The following is an 18,834-nucleotide window of genomic DNA, read 5'->3' as shown; positions in this document are numbered from 1 at the left end:
ATGGCAGAACAGTCTCAGAAGGACACGTGTACTCCACCCGTCCGCGTGGTCACTGTTAGGTATCGACCGTCGGTGATCTACGCGCGTAGGCGTTAGAGTGCCCAGATGACGAGCCAGACATACCGCCCGCCCACCGCCGACCAGATCCGCCGCGCCCCCAAGGTCCTTCTCCATGATCACCTGGACGGCGGCTGCCGGCCGGGCACAGTCATCGAGCTGGCCCGCGACGCCGGTTACGAGGGCCTGTCCGAGCACGAGTCCGACAAGCTCGGCCTCTGGTTCCGCGAGGCGGCCGACTCCGGCTCGCTGGAGCGCTATCTGGAGACCTTCGCGCACACCTGCGCCGTCATGCAGACACGTGACGCGCTCTTCCGGGTCGCCGCCGAGTGCGCGGAGGACCTCGCCGAGGACGGTGTCGTCTACGCGGAGGTGCGGTACGCGCCCGAGCAGCACCTGGAGCGGGGGCTCACCCTCGAAGAGGTCGTCGAGGCCGTCAACGAGGGCTTCCGGGAGGGCGAGCGACGCGCCCTCGCCAACGGCCGGCGCGTCCGGGTCGGTGCCCTGCTCACCGCCATGCGGCACGCGGCCCGCTCCCTGGAGATCGCCGAACTCGCCAACCGCTACCGCGACTCGGGCGTGGTCGGCTTCGACATCGCGGGCGCCGAGGCCGGCTTCCCGCCCACCCGCCACCTCGATGCCTTCGAGTATCTGAAGCGGGAGAACAACCACTTCACCATCCACGCGGGCGAGGCCTTCGGGCTGCCCTCGATCTGGCAGGCGCTCCAGTGGTGCGGCGCCGACCGGCTCGGTCACGGTGTGCGCATCATCGACGACATCGAGGTCGCCGAGGACGGCACGGTGACACTGGGCCGACTCGCCGCGTACGTACGGGACAAGCGCATCCCGCTGGAGCTGTGCCCCAGCTCCAACATCCAGACCGGCGCGGCCGAATCGATCGCCCAGCACCCGATCGGTCTGCTCCGCGAACTGCACTTCCGCGCCACGGTGAACACCGACAACCGTCTGATGGGCGGCACCACCATGAGCCGCGAATTCGAGCTGCTGGCCGACGCGTTCGACTACACACTCGAAGACATGCAGTGGTTCACGGTCAATGCGATGAAATCAGCATTCATTCCTTTCGATGAACGACTCGCCATGATCAATGACGTGATCAAGCCGGGATATGCGGAGTTGAAATCCGAATGGCTGTTCAAGCAGACCGCTGTGACCAGCTGATACCCGGGTAGCGGGCGCCGCGCAACTGGCCCGGTGAGCGGCCGGGAACACGAAATCCCGGCCGCTTCCGGGTGTTTGCGGGGCCGTGTGTGGATGGCTAACTTGCAGAGCCGCTCACATTCCCCTCCCCAAGGATGACATTCCAGATGAAGAAGTCTGTCGCCAAGACGCTCGGTGCCGCCGCCCTCGGTGCCGCCTTCGCCGCCACCGCCGCCGGGACCGCATCGGCCGCCGCGCCCGGCGTCCCCGACGCGGGTGCCGTGCTGGGCGGCGTCACCAAGGCGGTGCCGGTGGGCGATGTCACCGGCGCCCTGCCGGTGGACGGTGTCGCGAAGCAGCTCCCGGCGCCCGTCTCCGACGCGACGACCGGCGCCACGACCGGGCTCGGCGCGCTCCAGCAGGCCGCGCCCCAGCTGCTCCAGGGTCTCCAGAACGGCCTCTCCCTCAAGACGCTGCTCGGCGGGATCCCGGTGAACACGGGACAGAAGGGACTCCCGGTCAACGGAATCCCGCTCGGCGGCTGAGCCTGTCCGGAACCACGACGTATGAATGGGCGCGTATCCGTATGCGGGTACGCGCCCATTCATGTCCGTCCACAGACGGGCAGGCGGTCGTGTACGAGACGGCCCCGGCCGGTTACCAGGCGGTCGAGGCGGTGCTCTTCTCGCCCGGCAGCAGGATCCACAGCGCCAGATAAAGCAGGAACTGCGGGCCCGGCAGCAGACACGAGACCACGAATATCACCCGCATGGTGTTCGCGGACATGCCGAAGCGCCGCGCCAGCGCCGCGCACACTCCGCCGATCATCCGTCCGTCGCGGGGGCGTACCAGTGCGGCCATGGTGAAACTCCTTTGCGAGACCGTGAATGAGGGAGCTTCTCTTGGAATCCCTTCGAATCTCTTCGTCGCGTTCGTCGCGTGCTCCCGATATCTCCATGGTGCCCCCGGAGCCCGGTACAACGCCTCGCTCTACGGGGCGACGCCGACCCTGGGAATTGTCGGGGTCGCCCCCTGAGAGATGTCCTCCCGCGGGAGCAGCCCAGGCCGGCCGCCGGGCCGGGGAGTAGTACGACGGCCGCTTCCGGACTCCAGCCTGCGGCGCAGCCGGTAGCGGCCCAGAGGAACCACCAGAAGATGCGCCAGCGCCACCCCGGCCGTATTGAGCAGCATCGCGTCCACGTCGACCACCCGGCCGGGCACCCCGGTCTGCAACAGCTCGATACCCAGAGAGATCATCGCGCCGGCCGCGACCGTACGGGCCAGGGAGGCCCAGAAGGAGACGGTGAGACGGCCGCCCGCGACCGGCAGCAGGACACCGAGCGGGGCCAGCAGCAGCAGTCCCTCGCCGATCCGCCGGGCCGCCACCAGGGGCCCCAGGGCCAGATCAGCCCTGATACCGGCGAACGGCGTCAGATTGGCCGCGTTCACCCACAGGACGTCCAGCGGGCGAAGCGTCAGCCACCCCACCAGCAGTAGATGGATGAGGAGGAGAACGAGCCCCGCCGTACGGAAGCGGATGAGGGCACTGTCGCCCGGACCTTGACGCACGAATCCCAAGACGCGGAGCCCGGCGCTGTCGGTTCCGCCGGATGCGGAAGAAGGGGTTCATGAGACGGGCATCACCCGTACAAGGCGATCGGTCCGGCCACCGCGGGCCCGGGTGGGGCGGGGTGCGCGAGGCACCGCGGCGGGTTGTGCACCTGGAGTTACGCCCTTGGGGCGCGTACCCGAGGCCGCGCGCCCGCGCTCACGACGACGACGGGGACGCGGAAGGGGTTCCCGACGGAGAAACCGATGCCGCGCGCGTCGGGGCCGTCTCGTCCGGGTGGTTCTTCGTGCGGGTGTCGCAGGTGTATCCGCGTACCGGATAGTCGCCGGGCCCGCCCAGCACCACCTTGCCGTTCGTGGCCTCGCTCTCCGCGAACGTACAGACGATCTGCGCCAGCCCGGTCGGCGGCAGGTCCTCCGGCTGGCGGCTGAGCCGCAGCGTGCCCGCCGGGTCGCCCTCGCGCGGCCCTGAGACGAGCAGCGGCCCCCGTACGGACGTGGTGAAGCCCGCGTTCCGCTCGGTGGAGGACGGCTGCGCCTGAAGCTCGTCCAGCAGCCCCTGCCCGATGCGCAGCCGGCTGTCGAGCGTCTTCCCGTCCGGTATCTGTGCCGCCCGCTCCACCGGGACCAGCCCGGAGGCACACACGAGATACACCCGCACCGGCACGCCCGGGTTCCGGCTCGTGATGACGTCCTTCTCGGGAGAGACCTCGCACGGCATCCGCGAGGGTGCGTGCCCGGCGTCCACCGGCACCGACGTGGTGCGGATCCCGCACCCCGTGGCCACGACGGCGAGCGCGGTCACACACGCGAGGCGCGCGAATGCCACGGCGGGCCGGCGTATCCGCCCCGGTTCCGTACCGCTCCCGTGCGCCCCGCTCTCGCCCCTGCCGCTGCCGCGCGCCGTGTTCGCGTGCGTCTCGCCGGGGCACGCCACATGGCCGTGCGCCCCGCTCCCGTTCGTACCGCGCGGGCTCTTCACGCCACTGGCCGTCACGGTGCGTCGCCTTCCTCTCCCCGTTCCCGCTGCCGTTCCCTCTCCCGTTCCGGATCCGGCTCCGCCGACTCGCCCTCCCGGGGCAGCCGCAGGACGAACATCGCGCCGCCCTCCGGGACATTGACCGCCGTGATGTCGCCCCCGTGGATATGGGCGTTCTCCATCGCGATCGACAGACCGAGGCCACTGCCCTCGGAGCGCGGCCGGGAGGCGCTCGCCTTGTAGAAACGGTCGAAGACATGCGGCAGGACGTCCTCGGGAATGCCGGGGCCGTGGTCCCGTACCGAGATGAGCAGCTTCTCGCCCTGCGTCCGCACCGCCACCCGGACCGGCGAACCGCCGTGCTTGAGCGCGTTGCCGATCAGGTTCGCCAGGATCACGTCGAGCCGGCGCGGGTCGAGCCGCGCCATGATGTCCCGCTCGGCGTCCAGCTCCACCGCGTCGAGCCAGGCGCGCGCGTCGATACAGGCCGTGACCTGGTCGGCGACATTGACGTCATCGAGGACGAGCCGGGCCGTACCCGCGTCGAAGCGGGTGACCTCCATCAGGTTCTCCACCAGGACGTTGAGCCGGCGGGTCTCACTGACCACCAGCCTCACAGCGGGCGCGATCATCGGGTCGAGGTTCTCGGTCTCCTCCTCCAGGACCTCCGTCACGGCGGTGAGCGCGGTCAGCGGGGTACGCAGCTCATGCGACATGTCGGCGACGAAGCGGCGGCTGGACTCCTCGCGCGCGCTCATGTCCGCGATCTTCTTCTGGAGGGACTCGGCGGACTTGTTGAACGTACGTGACAAGTCGGCCAGTTCGTCCGTCCCCGTCACCCGCAGCCGGGTGTCGAACCGGCCCTCGCCGAGCTTTCGCGATGCCTCTCCCAGCCGCTGTACGGGCCTGAGCACGGTCGTCGCCGCGGCCTGCGCGAGGAGCGCCGAGCCGATGAGCGCGAGCCCCGTGGCGATACTCAGTGACACGGCCAGCGAGTTGAGGTCCGCGCGCTCCTGGTCGAGGGACTTGAACAGGTACCCGGTCGGCCCGCCGCCGATGATCCGCGTACCGCCCACCAGATAGGGCGTACTGCCGTGCTCGGTGCGCTGCCAGAACAGGTGGTACGGGTACGCGTTCCCCGAGGTGACCTTCTGCTTGTCGTTGACGGCCTCCCGCAGCGAGCGCGGCACGTCTGCGAGCGTGAAGGTGTCCGGATCGGAGGCCCCGACGATGGGCTTCCCCTCGGCACGCTCACCGATCAGCAGCACGCTGTAACCGGAGTTGTCGCCCGACATCTGCTCGGCGGTGGTCTGGAGATCGGCCTGACTCGGCCGCTGGGGCAGCTCCGCCGCGCGGTTCTGCATCTCCTGCCGGAAGTCCTTGAGGGTGGCGTCCTGCGTCCGGGACAGTACGGACTCGCGGTTGAGCCAGTACGCGATCCCCGACGCGGAGACGGCGGCGGTCAGGGCGACGGCCCCGAAGACGACCACGAGCCGCAGCCGCAGACTGGTCAGCCGGAGCCCGGCGACAATGGCCTTCTTCGCCGAACGTCCCGTGGACCCCGGGGGCTTGGTGGACTCCTGAGGTTTCGTGGACTCCTGGGACTTGGCAGCCCCCTGGGACCTCTGAGATTCCTCGGGTCCCTCGGGTCCCTCGGGTCCCTCGGGTCCCTCGGGTCCCTCGGGTCCCTCGGGTCCCTCGGGACTCGTGGCGCCCTTCGCGTCGTCGTTCCTCGTCGCGCCGATCTCCGGCGGGCCGCCGTCCGGCCCGTCCTCCATGGGTGCGTTGCTCACGAAGGGGCGTCCAGCCGGTAGCCCACGCCGCGGACTGTACGGATCAGGGTCGGCGAGGACGGCACGTCCTCCACCTTCGCCCGCAGACGCTGCACGCACGCGTCCACCAGACGCGAGTCGCCCAGGTAGTCGTGCTCCCACACCAGCCGCAGCAACTGCTGCCGCGACAGCGCCTGTCCGGGCCGGCGGCTCAACTCCAGCAGCAACCGCAGCTCGGTCGGGGTGAGCTGGAGATCATCGCCGTTCTTCGTGACGGTCATGGCGGAACGGTCGATCACCACGGTGCCGTACGTCGCCGAATCCGTGGACTCCCGCTCGCCGCGCCGCAGTACCGCTCGGATACGGGCGTCCAGCACCCGCCCCTGCACCGGCTTCACCACATAGTCGTCGGCGCCGGACTCCAGGCCGACCACCACATCGATGTCGTCACTGCGGGCGGTCAGCAGAATGATCGGCAGCTGGTCGGTGCGCCTGATGCGGCGGCACACCTCGAAACCGTCGATACCGGGCAGCATCACATCCAGCACAATCAGATCCGGCCGCTGCTCCCGCAGCAGTTTCAGGCCGTCCTCTCCCGTCGCCGCGGTGGCCACACGGTGGCCCTGGCGTGACAACGAGAGTTCGAGGGCCGTGCGGATGGCGTCGTCGTCCTCGATCAGCAGCAGGAAAGGCACGGAGGTCATTCTGTCTCATGGGGGGACCGGAGTTCGACCGTCGGAGCGCTCCCATCCGTTCCTCACCTGTTCCACAAGGACCGCAGCGCCCTGTGACACGCCTGTGACAGTCGGCGGACAGGGCCATGAAACTGCCCCGGCAAGCTCATTGGCACACGGAACGAAGCAACTCCAACCGACGGGGGGCGCGGGATGAACGCACTGCACGGCACCACCACGAGCGCAGTAATCACGCGCCTTCACGACATCACGCGGAGCAGCGAGAAGTCCGGCGCCGTGAACGGGCGGGGGTGCGTTCGCGGCGCCGGGCGTCAGCACAAGCCGTCGTACATGACGGTGGTTGACGCGCCCCAGGTGCTCAACGGGGGCAACGGGGGAGTCGCGTACGGGGAGGCAACGGGGGAACGGTCGGTCCAGGCGGAGACGGAGGACGCCGAAACGGCGTTCACCGCCTACGTCAGGGAGCGCCGCGCTTCCCTGTACGCGACCGCTTACCACCTGACCGGCGACCGGTTCGAGGCCGAGGACCTGTTGCAGAGCGCCCTCTTCTCGACGTACCGGGCGTGGGACAGGATCAGCGACAAGGCGGCGGTCGGGGGCTACCTCCGCCGCACGATGACCAATCTGCACATCAGCGCCTGGCGCAGGCGCAAGCTCAACGAGTACCCGACGGAGGAGCTGCCGGAGACGGTGGGCGACACCGACGCGATGCGCGGCACCGAACTGCGCGCGGTGCTCTGGCAGGCGCTCACCCGCCTTCCCGAACTCCAGCGCACGATGCTGGTACTGCGTTACTACGAGGGTCGCACCGATCCGGAGATCGCGGACATCCTCGACATCAGTGTCGGCACGGTGAAGTCGAGCATCTGGCGGTCGCTCCGCCGGCTGCGCGAGGACGAGGTCCTCAGCTTCGGCCGTGACGAGGAAGAGTCCTTCGGCGAACTGGTCGCCTGAGGGCAGTGGGGGGAAGTACGGGGGAGCAGGGCCCGCCGTTTCGGGGGAAACGGCGGGAGCACGGGGGGATTCAGGGGAAGCGAGGGGGCCCGGGAGAACGAGCGGCCCGGGGGAGAAAGTACGGGGATCCACGGGGGACGCGGGGATCCACCGGGGGGTACGGGGGAACGAAGCGGGATCGGACCGGGCTGGGGGGCCTGTCCGGTCCCGCTTTGTGTTGCCCGTGTCGCTGTGCTGTTGGTGTTGTTGGTGTTGCTCGTGTTGCTTTGTGCCGCACGTGCCGCTGTGTTGTTCGTGTTGCGCCGACTCGGGCCGTACGGCTCGGTTCGTACAACTCGGTTCGTACGGTTGAAACGTGGCCGGCCGCTCAGTGACCGCTCGGGCTGGGGACGGCGGAGGTGGGGGCGACGGAGGTGGGAGCGGCCGTGCCCGTCGCGGGGGACGGCACGCCGCGCGGCTTGACGCAGCGCCCGGCCGCCGCAGCGGTGATACGGCGCAGCGCCTCCGCCTTGGCGCACGGATGCGCCCCCAGCGCCGTCTGCCGGCCGACGATCGCGCGCTCGGCCCGCATCAGCCGCCAGCCGCGCCGCAGCAGGAACGGAACCGACTTCCGCCCCTCGCGCAGATCACGCAGCAGCCGCCGCCGGAACGTGGTCGACGGCCGCCCGCGCAGACAGAGCGCGTCGGCCAGTACGCCGAGTTCCTGGCAGTGGGCGACGATATCGGCGGCGAAGATGCCCTCCGCGAGGAACAGCGGCGTACGCCCGATGTCGAGCGACTCGGTGTCCACCCGCGCGCTGGTGGCGATGGAGTAGACGGGAACGGTCGTACGGCCCGAACGGCACAGCTCCACGATCGCGGCGACGGCGGCGTCCGTGTCCCAGGACCGTGTGGAGTCCCAGTCGATGTCCGTGGTGTCCGGGACCAGCGGCAGCGTCGGGTCGTCGCCCTCCTTGTAGAAGTCGTCGAGGCGCAGCACGGGCAGGCCGGTGCGGGCGGCGAGGGACGACTTTCCGGAGCCGGAAGGGCCCGTGAGAAGCACGACGCGGGTCGCAAGGGAAGGAGAGCTCACGGGACACCAGTGTGCGGCATGAACCGGCGTGAGGGATCCCCGGGGACCGCGATCGGCCGGCGAGTTCGGCGGCGAGTCCGGCAGTGAGTCCGGCGGCGGGGTCGACCGGGTGAGGTCGGCCGGTCCTGGTGGTATCGGCACCACGCCTCAACTACGCTGCGTGTCGCCACGATTACTCAAACCCTCTGCCAGGCAGGAAACCACATGGCACGTCATGCAGCTCCCTCCTCCCCGCGCCACGCTCTGCTGCGCGCCGGTCTGACCGTCACCGCGGCGAGCGCGGTCCTCGGTCTGGGCGGTACGGCGGCCCAGGCGGCGCAGCCCGCCGCCCCGGCGCCCACGACGAGCACCGACAGCAAGCTCAACGACGCCAAACTCGCGGAATCCGGTGAGGCCGCGGTCCAGGGCGTCGTCGGCGCGCTCGGCCACGCGACGGCCGGTGCGCTGGGACCGGCCAAGAACCTCAAGCTCTACCCGCTGTCGGGTACGGGCGTGGACCCGCTGGACAACGCGGTGGGCACGCAGGTCGCCGACTTCAAGCCGGTGTCCACCGCGATCGTCACCGATCCGCTGACGAAGGGCGGCGGGGCGCTCAAGAACCTGCCGCTGGTCGGGCCCGCGCTGGGGCTGCTGCCGGGGTGACGGACGACGGATGCCCGCTTTCGCCTCCGGAGCGAGGGAAAGCGGGCATCGTGCCGTGGCGGGCCCTGGGTGTCCGTACATCAGTACGGACAGGCGTGTGGCGGGCCTGGGCGTCGGTATGTCACTACGCCGAGGGGCGTGGCGGGCCCCCGGGCGTCAGTACGTCAGTACGCCGAGCCGGAGGCGCCCAGGCTCCCCGTGGGGTGCCAGACCGTCTTCGTCTCCAGGAACGCCGTCAGCCGGTGAGTGCCCGGGTCGGCGGACCAGTCCGACACGTCCGCCGGCTTCGGGCGCAGCACGCGCTTGAGGTTGTCCGCCGCCGCGATCTCCAGGTCCTTGGCCAGGGCCTCGTCCGCGCCGGTCAGGTCGATCCCGTTGACGTCCTGGTGTGCGGCGAGCGGGGCCGCGATCTCGGCGGTCCGTCCGGAGAGCAGGTTGACCACGCCACCCGGCAGGTCGGAGGTGGCCAGCACCTCGCCGAGGGAGAGCGCGGGCAGCGGGGACTTCTCGCTCGCGACGACGACCGCCGTGTTGCCCGTCGCGATCACCGGGGCGATCACCGAGACCAGGCCCAGGAAGGACGACTCGCGCGGGGCCAGGACCGTGACGACACCGGCGGGTTCGGGGGTGGAGAGGTTGAAGAACGGGCCGGCGACCGGGTTCGCCCCGCCCACCACCTGGACGATCTTGTCGGTCCAGCCCGCGTACCAGACCCAGCGGTCCGTCGCCGCGTCGACGAGCGCCGCCGCCTTCGACTTGGACAGGCCCTCGGCCTGCCCGACCTCCCGTACGAACTGCTCGCGGCGGCCCTCCAGCATCTCGGCGACGCGGTAGAGGATCTGGCCCCGGTTGTACGCGGTCGCGCCCGACCAGCCGCTGAACGCCTTGCGGGCCGCGACGACCGCGTCACGGGCGTCCTTGCGGGAGGACAGCGGGGCGTTGGCCAGCAGACTGCCCTTGGAGTCCGTCACTTCGTACACCCGGCCGCTCTCGCTGCGGGGGAACTTGCCCCCGACGTACAGCTTGTAGGTCTTGAGGACACTCAGTCGCGTCGAGGTCGAGGTCGAGTCAGACATCGAGGTATGCCTCCAGGCCGTGGCGGCCGCCTTCGCGGCCGTAGCCCGATTCCTTGTAGCCGCCGAACGGCGAGGTCGGGTCGAACTTGTTGAACGTATTGGCCCAGACGACGCCCGCCCGGAGCTTGTTCGCCACCGCGAGGATGCGGGAGCCCTTCTCGGTCCAGATGCCCGCCGACAGGCCGTACGGGGTGTTGTTGGCCTTGGCCACGGCCTCGTCGGGCGTACGGAACGTCAGTACGGACAGCACCGGGCCGAAGATCTCGTCACGGGCGATGGTGTGCGCCTGGGTGACGTTCGTGAAGAGGGTCGGCGCGAACCAGTAGCCGGAGGACGGCAGTTCACAGGCCGGGGACCAGCGCTCGGCGCCCTCCGCCTCGCCCGCGTCGGCCAGCTTCTTGATACGGGCCAGCTGCTCGGCCGAGTTGATCGCGCCGAGGTCGGTGTTCTTGTCCAGCGGATCACCGACGCGCAGCGTGGCCAGCCGGCGCTTGAGCGAGTCCAGCAACTCGTCCTGAACCGACTCCTGTACGAGCAGCCGCGAGCCCGCGCAGCAGACCTGGCCCTGGTTGAAGAAGATGCCGGTGACGATGCCCTCGACGGCCTGGTCGATCGGGGCGTCGTCGAAGACGATGTTGGCGCCCTTGCCGCCCAGTTCGAGCGTGACCTTCTTGTCCGTACCGGCGACCTCGCGCGCGATGGCCTTGCCGACGGCGGTCGAACCGGTGAAGGCCACCTTGTCGATGTCCGGGTGCGCGACGAGCGCGGCTCCGGTGGTGCCGTCACCGGTGACGATGTTGACAACGCCCTTGGGGAGCCCGGCCTGGCGGCAGATGTCCGCGAAGAACAGGGCGGAGAGCGGGGTGGTCTCGGCGGGCTTCAGGACGACCGTGTTGCCGGTGGCGAGCGCCGGGGCGATCTTCCAGGCGAGCATGAGGAGCGGGAAGTTCCACGGAATGACCTGGCCCGCGACGCCCAGCGGGCGGGGGTCGGCTCCATAGCCGGCGTGGTCGAGCTTGTCGGCCCAGCCCGCGTAGTAGAAGAAGTGCGCGGCGACCAGCGGGAGGTCGGAGTCGCGGGTCTCCTTGATCGGCTTGCCGTTGTCGAGGGTCTCCAGGACGGCCAGCTCGCGCGAGCGCTCCTGGATGATCCGCGCGATACGGAACAGGTACTTGGCCCGCTCGGCGCCGGGCAGCGCCGACCACTTCTCGAACGCCTTACGGGCCGACCTGACGGCACGGTCGACGTCCTCGGCGCCCCCCTGGGCGACTTCGGAGAGGACCTCTTCCGTCGACGGGCTGAGGGTCTTGAAGACCTTGCCGTCGGCCGCCTCGGCGAACTCGCCGTCGATGAACAGGCCGTAGCTCGGCGCGATGTCGACGACGGAGCGGGACTCCGGGGCCAGTGCGTAGGTGAATGCGTTCAACGCGTTCGATGCGTTCTTGGATGCCATCTCTGCCTCAGTTGCCATCTGTGCCTCAGTCCACCGTGACGTAATCGGGGCCGGAGTACCGGCCGGTGCTGAGCTTCTGACGCTGCATCAGCAGGTCGTTCAGCAGACTGGAAGCGCCGAAGCGGAACCAGTGGTTGTCCAGCCAGTCCGCGCCGACGGTCTCGTTGACCAGCACCAGGAACTTGATCGCGTCCTTGGTGGAACGGATGCCGCCGGCCGGCTTCACGCCGACCTGCACCCCCGTCTGCGCGCGGAAGTCGCGCACGGCCTCCAGCAGCAGCAGGGTATTGGCCGGGGTGGCGTTGACGCCGACCTTGCCGGTCGACGTCTTGATGAAGTCCGCGCCGGCGATCATGCCGAGCCAGGAGGCGCGGCGGATATTGTCGTACGTTGACAGCTCGCCGGTCTCGAAGATGACCTTGAGGCGGGCGGCCCCCGCGGCCTCCTTCACGGCGCGGATCTCCTCGTACACCTTCAGATAGCGCCCGGCGAGGAACGCGCCGCGATCGATGACCATGTCGATCTCGTCGGCGCCGGCGGCCACGGCGTCGCGGGTGTCCGCGAGCTTCACGCCCAGCGAGGCGCGGCCGGCGGGGAAGGCGGTGGCGACGGAGGCGACCTTCACGTCCGAGCCGGCGAGCGCGGCCACCGCTGTCTCCGCCATGTCCGGATAGACGCAGACCGCCGCGGTGGCGGGAGTCGTACGGTCGGTCGGATCGGGCCGGAGAGCCTTGGCGGCGAGCGCCCGGACCTTGCCCGGGGTGTCCGCGCCTTCGAGTGTCGTCAGGTCGATCATGGAAATGGCCAGGTCGATGGCGTACGCCTTGGCCGTGGTCTTGATCGACCGCGTCCCGAGCGACGCGGCACGTGCCTCCAGGCCGACGGTGTCGACGCCGGGCAGCCCGTGGAGGAAGCGGCGCAGTGCGCTGTCGGACGCGGTCACGTCGGCGAATGCGGGGGTAATGGTGGGCATGGTCACCAGAGGAGCATATCTACGCGCGTAGCAGCCTGTACAGGGGGTGCGGGTTGTGCGGGCGGGCCGATGGTGAGCGGTGACCGGGGGAGGGGTGGTGCGAGGGGTACGGCAGAATCGGTTGTATGACGACCCCGAGCCCTGAGCAGCCCTCCGAGCCGACGCCGGACGCGTCTGCGCCGGAAAAGCCGACGCCGGACGGGGTGGCGGAGCCGGGTGGGACGTCTGCGTCGGATGGGGCGCCCGCGTCGGGTGGAGCGTCTGTGTCGGGTGGGACGCCCACGTCGGGTGGAGTGCCTGCGCCGGGTGGAGCGCCCGCGTCGGGTGGGACTCCGGTGGCCTACGCCGACCGCGTCTACCGTTCGGCCGGGGGAATCCTCGGCGGTGTGCTGCTGCTCGTGATCGTCGGCTGGCTGGGCGGCGACGCGCTCTTCCGGGGGACGGGCCGCACGCCCTGGCTGGCGCTCGCCGCGCTGTTGTTCGTCGTGCCGCTCATCGTCGCGTTCAGCCTGCGTCCGGCGGTCTACGCCGGGCAGGATCGGCTGCGGATCAGGAACCCGTTCCGGACGATCAGCCTTCCCTGGGCGAGTGTCACGGATGTGCGGGCCACCTTCTCGTGCGAGGTGTTCACCGAGAACGCCGGGAAGTTCCAGATGTGGGCCGTCCCCGTCTCCCTGCGCCAGCGCAAGCGCGCCAACCGCCGGCAGGCGCGTCTGACGCACGGCGACCCGATGGGCATCGGCACCGTCGGCGCCCCGCGCGGCAGGGCTTCGCAGGGCGCGAGGGCGGACGAGGCACAACTGGCCCTGGCGGACCGTGCGGTCGCCGAACTGCGCGAACTCTCCGAACGATCCGCCGCCCGACCCACCGCCCAGGGCGAGCCGACGGTGCGCTGGGCGTACGGAATCATCGCGCCGGCCGTCGCGGGCCTGGTGGTCCTGCTGGTGCTGCTGCTGACGGGCTGAGCAACCACGGCGGGCGGGTGGAGTCTCCATGCCCCACCGTTCCGGCGCATCGCTCGCGGTGTAGCCGCCGGTTCGTCCGAGTGCCCTGCCTGGATGGCCCCCGGCGCGGCGCGGATGCAGCGTGGTGAGCATGACACAGACCTCGGCGGTGGCCTCCGGTCGGCGAGACCTGGATTTGTGGCCCGACCGAGGCTGGACGACCGGGCGGGATCTCAGATGGCTCGCCGCCGTGGCAGGGGTCTACGTGCTCGTCCAACTCGTCGTCGTGGTGCCCGGTTCGGGGCTCGGCTGGGACGAAACGGTGTACGTCAGCCAGGTGACCCCGGGCACCGATGCCGCATTCTTCAGCGCGCCGCGTGCCCGGGGCATCACCTTCCTCGTCGCCCCGGTGACCGCGCTGACCTCGTCTGTCGGCATACTGCGCGGCTACCTGGCGCTGCTGTCGGGCATCGGGCTCTTCTGCGCCTTCCGGGTGTGGCGAGCGCTGTTCCCTCCTTCGGTACTCGCCCTCGCCGGCGGGCTGTTCGCCGGGCTGTGGATCACTGTGTTCTACGGCCCGCAGGTCATGCCGAACCTGTGGGTCGCCCTTGGGGCGCTGTTCGCGGTCGGCTGTTTCCTGAGGGCGGCGCGGGACCGGTCGGACCGGGTCGCCCTCGCCGGCCTCGGCGCGGGGGTGGCGTTCGTCGGGCTCATGCGCCCCACCGATGCCTTCTGGCTCGTGCTGCCGCTCGCCCTCTGCGTACTCCTGGTCAGGGCGTGGCGCAGCCCGCTACTGCTGCTGGTTCTGGCGGCGGGAGCGGTCCTCGGCTGCGCGCAGTGGGTCGTCGAGGCGTACGTCAGTTACGGAGGCCTCCTCACGAGGCTGCGGCGCGCGAGCGAGATCCAAGGCAGCCTGGGCTGGCATCTCGCCTTCGGCGACCAGATGCGCGCGCTCGACGGGCGGTCGCTGTGCCGGCCCTGCGATGTGCCGTGGCGGCGGCCGGTCACCGCGGTGTGGTGGTTCCTCCTCCCCCTGCTCACCACCGGCGGTGTTCTGGCCGCGACCCGTCTCCGGCGCCTGCCGGTCGTGCTGGTGCCGACACTCGTCGGCCTCGCGATGGCGGTGCCGTACCTGCTGATGATCGGCTACGCCGCGCCGCGCTTCCTGCTCCCCGCCTACGCGCTGCTCGCGCTGCCGACGGCGGTCTGTGTGATCTGGATCAGCAGGACCGCACGGCCACGTCTGCTCGTGGCGGTCGCCCTCGGCCTGTTGCTGGCCGCCCATCAGTCGGCCCAGTACACCGTGTTGCGTGGTGTGGCGGAGCGGGGCCGCTCCAGCCAGGTGGCGTTCGGCCGGGTGGTGGCCGAACTGCGACACCAGGGCGTCCGCCCGCCTTGTGTGATCACCGGGACGGAAGCCGTCCGTATCGCCTTCCGCGCCGGTTGCGCCTCGCGGCAGACCGCGGGACACGACGGCAGCATCACCCCCGCCGGGCTCACCGCCCTCGCCCGCGACCGGCCGGTGGCCGTCGTGGTGACGGGGAGGAGTGGCCCACCGGCCTACGCCCGCGACTGGCGGGTCCGCCGCCTCCCGGACCTTCCGGGTGAGCGCGACTGCCGCGTGTATCTGTCGCCGTCGCCGTCGTCGGGATCACCGGGTTCGTCGTCCGAGGTGAGGGGGATCGTGCCGCCGAGGCCTGTCAGTACGAGTTCGAGCAGCCGCAGGTAGACAGGGTCGTCGCGGGTGAGGGGGCGGCCGTGCGGGATCAGGTCGGCTGCGGAGCCGGTGGTGTGTCGGTCGGGCACCGGTTCGCCTCCACCTGAAGATCAGGCTCTTCCCGGTCGGCGTGGTGACGACGAACCATCCGGGGGCGAGGATGTCGAGCAGTTCAAGCCCTCTGCCGTGGCTGTCCCATGCGGTGGCCACGTGGCGCGTCGGTTCGGACCTGGACCGGTCGTGCAACTCGATCTGGATCGAACTGCCCACGGGCGAATGGCAGATCAGATCGAACCCGCCCCCGCCCGCGTGCAGCACGGCGTTGGTCGCGGTCTCGCTGACCAGCAACTTGACCATGTCGTGGTCCACCCAGGGGTACGGCGCGTAGGCACGGGCCGCTATGGCGCGGGCCTCGGGGACGGCAACTGCCGTGCAAGGGTGGCGCTCTACCGCCAGGACGTAACCACGCTGGTCGAGTTGGCTCATGGCCCACACCCTTCGATCACGGGTACGGGATGTTCCGGGCCGCGCATGACGAGGACTGCGCACCGCAGTTGAGCGTGTTCGCGGCGCGTGCGTCTCAGTGGGGGTCACGCGACCTGGTGATCGCAACTAAGGGTGATGGGTCCATTCCGACGAGTGAGTGAGGTGGGTGACCGGCCGATACGCTGGCGGTATCGGGAGACCATCGGGAGGGAAGAACCGTGACGGTCAGCGTCAACGGGAACGCCATCTTCGCCATGCGCCGGGTAGGGGAAAGAGCTTCAGCGCCTGCGCCTGGAAGCCGGCTTCAAGCAGACGGCAGCCGGAGAGGTGCTTGGCGTCTCGCGGTTCACCGTGAGCAAGATCGAGCGAGGTCAGGCGTTCCCCACCGATGAGCAGTTGCCCAAGCTGCTCAATGCGTACAAGGCGACGCCCGAGGAACGTGCCGGAATTGTCGCGACGATAGAGCAGGGCAGGTCGTACGGCCGGGCATGGTACGAACGGCCAGAAGTCCAGGCCGTGTTCACCGGTGACTCGCACCGCTTTCTCTCCCTCGAAGACGCTGCGGAACGCATCTCGATGCAGTCGGGACCATACGTACCGGGTCTCCTTCAGACCCGTGAGTACATCGAGGCGATCGTCGCTTTCGGACAGAAGAATGAGAGTACGGAGCGCCGTGAAGCCTTCGTCCAGGCCCGGTTGAGGAGAAAGGAAGTCCTCACCCGTCGCAATCCGCCGGTTCTGGATGCTCTCTGTCAGGAGTCCGCCCTGCGGGCGGTTGTCGGTGGACCGGAGCTCGTGCGGGCACAGATCCGGCACTTGATTTCGATCGTCGGACAGCGGAACATCGCTCTACGAATGATCCCCTTCACCGCGGGAGCGGCGAGTACCTCTGGCGCTGTCTTCAGCATTATCGACTTCCCTGGTGCCGACCACCGCAGCGTCGTTTCGCAGGAACGGTCGCGAGGCGAAACCCTCCAGGACGATCCTGCGGAGGTACGGCGAGCCCGCCGGAGGTTTGTCGACTTCGCGGATCACGCGTTGGATGAGGAAGCAACCGTCAGACGCCTCGCAAAGATTGAGAAGGAGCTGTCATGAGCGACCCCGAAGGGTGACCTCTACGCTGCGCCGCTCGACGGTGAGTGGGAGAAATCCTCGTTCAGCGCCGGTACAGGCGACGACTGCGTCCAGATCATGCCCATCGAAGGCGGCGTCGCATTCGGGGACACCAAGCGCCGGGACCTCGACGGTGCTCTCCGGTTCACCGACAAGGAGATGCTGGCGCACATACTGGCCGTCAAGGCCGGCCAGTACGACCACCTCATCCCCGAAGGAACCGAACTCTGACCCGGGGGGTCGGTGCTCAGATCCCCGCCGCCTTCGACAGGTCCCGCTTCAGTGACTCCAGGACCTGTGTGCCGGTTGACCGCGCCGACGTCAGGTCCGTCGCGTCGGGGACCGGGATCACGACCTCCAGGTAGCACTTCAGCTTGGGTTCCGTGCCGCTCGGGCGGACGATGGCTCGGGCCTTGTAGGTGCCGTCCAGGTGGTAGCGGAGGCCGTCCGTGGGCGGGAGGGTGGCTGTGCCGCGGGTCAGGTCCTCGGCCGAGGTGACGGTCAGGCCGGCCAGGGTGGCGGGGGGCTGTTCGCGCAGGCGGTGCATCGCGTCCGCGATCAGGGACAGGTCCTTGACGCGGACCGATAGCTGGTCCGTGGCGTGCAGGCCGTGGGTGACGGCGAGGTCGTCGAGGAGGTCGGAGAGCGTACGGCCTTCGGCCTTCAGCTCCGAGGCCAGTTCGGCGACCAGCAGCGCGGCGGTGATGCCGTCCTTGTCGCGTACGCCGTCGGGGTCGACGCAGTAGCCCAGCGCCTCCTCGTAGCCGTACCGCAGGCCCTCGACGCGCGCGATCCACTTGAAGCCGGTCAGCGTCTCCTCGTAACCGAGCCCCGCCGCCGCGGCGATCCGGCCGAGCAGGGAGGACGAGACGATCGACTCGGCGAACGTGCCCGTCGCGCCCTTGCGGACGAGGTGCGCGGCGAGCAGCGCGCCGACCTCGTCGCCTCGCAGCATCCGCCACCCGGCCTCGGCCGAGTCGTCCGGGACGGCCACCGCGCAGCGGTCCGCGTCCGGGTCGTTGGCGATGATCAGATCGGGCCGGACGCGGCGGGCCGTGGCGAAGGCCAGGTCCATCGCGCCCGGCTCCTCCGGGTTCGGGAACGCGACCGTCGGGAACGCCGGATCGGGCTCGGCCTGCTCCGGCACCGGTACGGGCGCGGGGAAGCCGGCCCGCGCGAAGGCCGCGAGGAGCGTTTCCGTACCGACGCCGTGCAGCGCCGTGTGGACGGTTCGCGCGGTGCGCGGAGTGCCCGGGGCCAGGGCGGCGCCCGTACGGTCCAGATACGCCTCCAGGACCTCGTCCCCCAGGGTCTCCCAGCCGTCGTCGGGACGCGGCACGCTCGCCAGCGCGCCGATCGCGTCGATCTCGGCCGCGATCTCGCCGTCGGCGGGCGGCACGATCTGGGAGCCGTCGCCGAGATAGACCTTGTAGCCGTTGTCCCGGGGCGGGTTGTGGCTGGCCGTGACCTCGACTCCGGCGGCGGCGCCCAAGTGCCGTACGGCGAAGGCCAGGACGGGGGTGGGCAGCGGCCGGGGCAGCACGGCGGCGCGCAGGCCCGCGCCGGTCATCACGGCCGCGGTGTCCCGGGCGAAGTCCGCGGACTTGTAGCGGGCGTCGTAGCCGACGACGACCAGGGGCGTTTCGGAGGGCGCGGATTCCGGGCCGCTGTCGCCCTGCTTCTTGAGATACGCGGCTAGGCCGGCCGCGGCCCGGATGACCACCGCGCGGTTCATCCGCATGGGGCCCGCGCCCAGCTCCCCGCGCAGCCCGGCGGTGCCGAACTGGAGCGTGCCCGCGAACCGCTCGGCGAGTGAGCCGAGATCACCGGCGTCGATGATCCCGGCGAGCTCCTCGCGGGTCTCGCTGTCCGGGTCCTCGGCCAGCCAGGCCGTGGCCCGCGCGACGAGGTCCTGAGGGCTGGGGGTGTCCTGCGTCGCGTCCTGTCGCGTCAGGTCCTGCTGCACGGTGGCGTACCTCCTTGCGCCGCGGCCGGCGCCGTTCTGGCGGAGGTGGTCACGCTCCGCCGTGGTTCCTGCCAAGGCCGGTGGTTGTCCCGGCCGAGTGTCGTCCCGGTTCCATACATGCCCAGGGACCGGACGCGTGCGAGCACCGGACGCCCCTGAGATGCCCCTGAGTTGCCCCCTGAGATGTCTCTGGGGAGCAGGTGTG

At 70.1% G+C, this 18,834-nt stretch carries 18 protein-coding genes and 1 pseudogene; 9 read left to right on the top strand and 10 right to left on the bottom strand.

Going from position 1 to position 18,834, the window contains the following annotated elements:
• Positions 1 to 105 precede the first annotated feature (105 nt).
• Together ACIOJD_RS04560 and ACIOJD_RS04555 are read left to right on the top strand one after the other, a co-directional pair.
• Positions 106 to 1,239: an adenosine deaminase gene (locus tag ACIOJD_RS04560; RefSeq protein ID WP_401908223.1), complete on the top strand. Its 1,134-nt coding sequence runs from the start codon at positions 106 to 108 to the stop codon at positions 1,237 to 1,239.
• 146 nt (positions 1,240 to 1,385) lie between these two features.
• Positions 1,386 to 1,763, top strand: a complete 378-nt coding sequence (locus tag ACIOJD_RS04555; protein WP_401908222.1) for an ATP-binding protein — start codon at positions 1,386 to 1,388, stop codon at positions 1,761 to 1,763.
• A 112-nt stretch (positions 1,764 to 1,875) separates the two neighbouring features.
• Here the strand turns inward: ACIOJD_RS04555 and ACIOJD_RS04550 are convergent, their stop codons facing one another.
• From ACIOJD_RS04550 to afsQ1, 5 genes are all read right to left on the bottom strand, one after another.
• Positions 1,876 to 2,079 (bottom strand): PspC domain-containing protein, encoded by a 204-nt coding sequence (locus ACIOJD_RS04550; protein ID WP_401908220.1) that lies wholly within the window; start codon positions 2,077 to 2,079, stop codon positions 1,876 to 1,878.
• 129 nt (positions 2,080 to 2,208) lie between these two features.
• The gene (locus tag ACIOJD_RS04545; RefSeq protein ID WP_401908219.1) at positions 2,209 to 2,787 is read right to left on the bottom strand and encodes a VanZ family protein; all 579 of its coding nucleotides are present in this window, start codon (positions 2,785 to 2,787) and stop codon (positions 2,209 to 2,211) included.
• A gap of 199 nt (positions 2,788 to 2,986) precedes the next feature.
• A complete protein-coding gene (locus ACIOJD_RS04540) occupies positions 2,987 to 3,631 on the bottom strand; it encodes a hypothetical protein (RefSeq protein WP_401908988.1) in 645 nt (214 codons plus the stop codon).
• Positions 3,632 to 3,780: 149 nt separating this feature from the next.
• Positions 3,781 to 5,658 (bottom strand): ATP-binding protein, encoded by a 1,878-nt coding sequence (locus ACIOJD_RS04535; RefSeq protein ID WP_401908217.1) that lies wholly within the window; start codon positions 5,656 to 5,658, stop codon positions 3,781 to 3,783.
• The gene (gene afsQ1 / locus ACIOJD_RS04530) at positions 5,556 to 6,233 is read right to left on the bottom strand and encodes a two-component system response regulator AfsQ1 (RefSeq protein WP_401908986.1); all 678 of its coding nucleotides are present in this window, start codon (positions 6,231 to 6,233) and stop codon (positions 5,556 to 5,558) included. The genes ACIOJD_RS04535 and afsQ1 overlap by 103 nt, the downstream gene beginning before the upstream one ends.
• Before the next feature lie 192 nt (positions 6,234 to 6,425).
• Here afsQ1 and ACIOJD_RS04525 point away from each other — a divergent pair, with 192 nt between their 5' ends.
• Positions 6,426 to 7,187, top strand: a complete 762-nt coding sequence (locus ACIOJD_RS04525) for a SigE family RNA polymerase sigma factor (RefSeq protein ID WP_401908216.1) — start codon at positions 6,426 to 6,428, stop codon at positions 7,185 to 7,187.
• A 367-nt stretch (positions 7,188 to 7,554) separates the two neighbouring features.
• Here ACIOJD_RS04525 and ACIOJD_RS04520 read toward each other — a convergent pair whose 3' ends face one another.
• The gene (locus ACIOJD_RS04520) at positions 7,555 to 8,259 is read right to left on the bottom strand and encodes an ATP-binding protein (RefSeq protein WP_401908215.1); all 705 of its coding nucleotides are present in this window, start codon (positions 8,257 to 8,259) and stop codon (positions 7,555 to 7,557) included.
• Positions 8,260 to 8,463: 204 nt separating this feature from the next.
• On the opposite strand from ACIOJD_RS04520, the gene ACIOJD_RS04515 reads away from it, so the two are divergent.
• Complete coding sequence (locus tag ACIOJD_RS04515) at positions 8,464 to 8,901, top strand: hypothetical protein (protein ID WP_401908213.1); 438 nt, start codon at positions 8,464 to 8,466, stop codon at positions 8,899 to 8,901.
• 164 nt (positions 8,902 to 9,065) lie between these two features.
• Here ACIOJD_RS04515 and ACIOJD_RS04510 read toward each other — a convergent pair whose 3' ends face one another.
• From ACIOJD_RS04510 to deoC, 3 genes are read right to left on the bottom strand one after another with little or no spacing between them, the layout of a single operon-like run.
• Positions 9,066 to 9,977, bottom strand: coding sequence for an aldehyde dehydrogenase family protein (locus tag ACIOJD_RS04510; protein ID WP_401908211.1), 912 nt, complete (start codon positions 9,975 to 9,977; stop codon positions 9,066 to 9,068).
• Positions 9,970 to 11,430 carry an aldehyde dehydrogenase family protein gene (locus tag ACIOJD_RS04505; protein WP_401908209.1) on the bottom strand — a complete coding sequence of 487 codons (1,461 nt, stop codon included), beginning with the start codon at positions 11,428 to 11,430 and terminating at the stop codon, positions 9,970 to 9,972. Before ACIOJD_RS04505 ends, ACIOJD_RS04510 begins: the two co-directional genes overlap by 8 nt.
• 25 nt (positions 11,431 to 11,455) lie before the next feature.
• Positions 11,456 to 12,403, bottom strand: coding sequence for a deoxyribose-phosphate aldolase (gene deoC, locus ACIOJD_RS04500; RefSeq protein WP_401908983.1), 948 nt, complete (start codon positions 12,401 to 12,403; stop codon positions 11,456 to 11,458).
• Between the two features lie 335 nt (positions 12,404 to 12,738).
• Between deoC and ACIOJD_RS04495 the strand changes: the two genes are divergently transcribed.
• The 5 genes and pseudogenes from ACIOJD_RS04495 to ACIOJD_RS04475 all read left to right on the top strand — a co-directional run.
• Complete coding sequence (locus ACIOJD_RS04495; protein ID WP_401908208.1) at positions 12,739 to 13,368, top strand: PH domain-containing protein; 630 nt, start codon at positions 12,739 to 12,741, stop codon at positions 13,366 to 13,368.
• Positions 13,369 to 13,498: 130 nt separating this feature from the next.
• A complete protein-coding gene (locus ACIOJD_RS04490; RefSeq protein ID WP_401908206.1) occupies positions 13,499 to 15,076 on the top strand; it encodes a hypothetical protein in 1,578 nt (525 codons plus the stop codon).
• Positions 15,077 to 15,224: 148 nt separating this feature from the next.
• Positions 15,225 to 15,452: a hypothetical protein gene (locus ACIOJD_RS04485; RefSeq protein WP_401908204.1), complete on the top strand. Its 228-nt coding sequence runs from the start codon at positions 15,225 to 15,227 to the stop codon at positions 15,450 to 15,452.
• 425 nt (positions 15,453 to 15,877) lie between these two features.
• Entirely contained in the window at positions 15,878 to 16,645 is a 768-nt protein-coding gene (locus tag ACIOJD_RS04480; protein ID WP_401908202.1) for a Scr1 family TA system antitoxin-like transcriptional regulator, read from the top strand.
• A gap of 54 nt (positions 16,646 to 16,699) precedes the next feature.
• A pseudogene (locus ACIOJD_RS04475) lies at positions 16,700 to 16,894 on the top strand (DUF397 domain-containing protein); the annotation flags it as partial.
• Positions 16,895 to 16,910: 16 nt separating this feature from the next.
• On the opposite strand, the gene ACIOJD_RS04470 reads toward ACIOJD_RS04475, so the two are convergent.
• On the bottom strand, positions 16,911 to 18,629 hold the full coding sequence (locus ACIOJD_RS04470; protein WP_401908200.1) for a phospho-sugar mutase: 1,719 nt from the start codon (positions 18,627 to 18,629) through the stop codon (positions 16,911 to 16,913).
• Between the last annotated feature and the right edge of the window lie 205 nt (positions 18,630 to 18,834).

The sequence above is a fragment of the Streptomyces sp. NPDC088116 genome, assembly GCF_044741745.1.
Taxonomy (GTDB): Bacteria; Actinomycetota; Actinomycetes; order Streptomycetales; family Streptomycetaceae; genus Streptomyces.
Note: the sequence above shows the minus strand (reverse complement) of the source record. Positions and strands in the feature narration are given on the sequence as shown.

What these genes read in the sequence shown, in the direction of transcription:
- ACIOJD_RS04560 (WP_401908223.1), top strand. Translation starts at nt 106, where the DNA reads ATGACGAGCCAGACATACCGCCCGCCCACCGCCGACCAGATCCGCCGC.
- ACIOJD_RS04555 (WP_401908222.1), top strand. Translation starts at nt 1,386, where the DNA reads ATGAAGAAGTCTGTCGCCAAGACGCTCGGTGCCGCCGCCCTCGGTGCC.
- ACIOJD_RS04550 (WP_401908220.1), bottom strand. Translation starts at nt 2,079, where the DNA reads ATGGCCGCACTGGTACGCCCCCGCGACGGACGGATGATCGGCGGAGTG.
- ACIOJD_RS04525 (WP_401908216.1), top strand. Translation starts at nt 6,426, where the DNA reads ATGAACGCACTGCACGGCACCACCACGAGCGCAGTAATCACGCGCCTT.
- ACIOJD_RS04515 (WP_401908213.1), top strand. Translation starts at nt 8,464, where the DNA reads ATGGCACGTCATGCAGCTCCCTCCTCCCCGCGCCACGCTCTGCTGCGC.
- ACIOJD_RS04510 (WP_401908211.1), bottom strand. Translation starts at nt 9,977, where the DNA reads ATGTCTGACTCGACCTCGACCTCGACGCGACTGAGTGTCCTCAAGACC.
- ACIOJD_RS04505 (WP_401908209.1), bottom strand. Translation starts at nt 11,430, where the DNA reads ATGGCATCCAAGAACGCATCGAACGCGTTGAACGCATTCACCTACGCA.
- deoC (WP_401908983.1), bottom strand. Translation starts at nt 12,403, where the DNA reads ATGCCCACCATTACCCCCGCATTCGCCGACGTGACCGCGTCCGACAGC.
- ACIOJD_RS04490 (WP_401908206.1), top strand. Translation starts at nt 13,499, where the DNA reads ATGACACAGACCTCGGCGGTGGCCTCCGGTCGGCGAGACCTGGATTTG.
- ACIOJD_RS04485 (WP_401908204.1), top strand. Translation starts at nt 15,225, where the DNA reads ATGTCGAGCAGTTCAAGCCCTCTGCCGTGGCTGTCCCATGCGGTGGCC.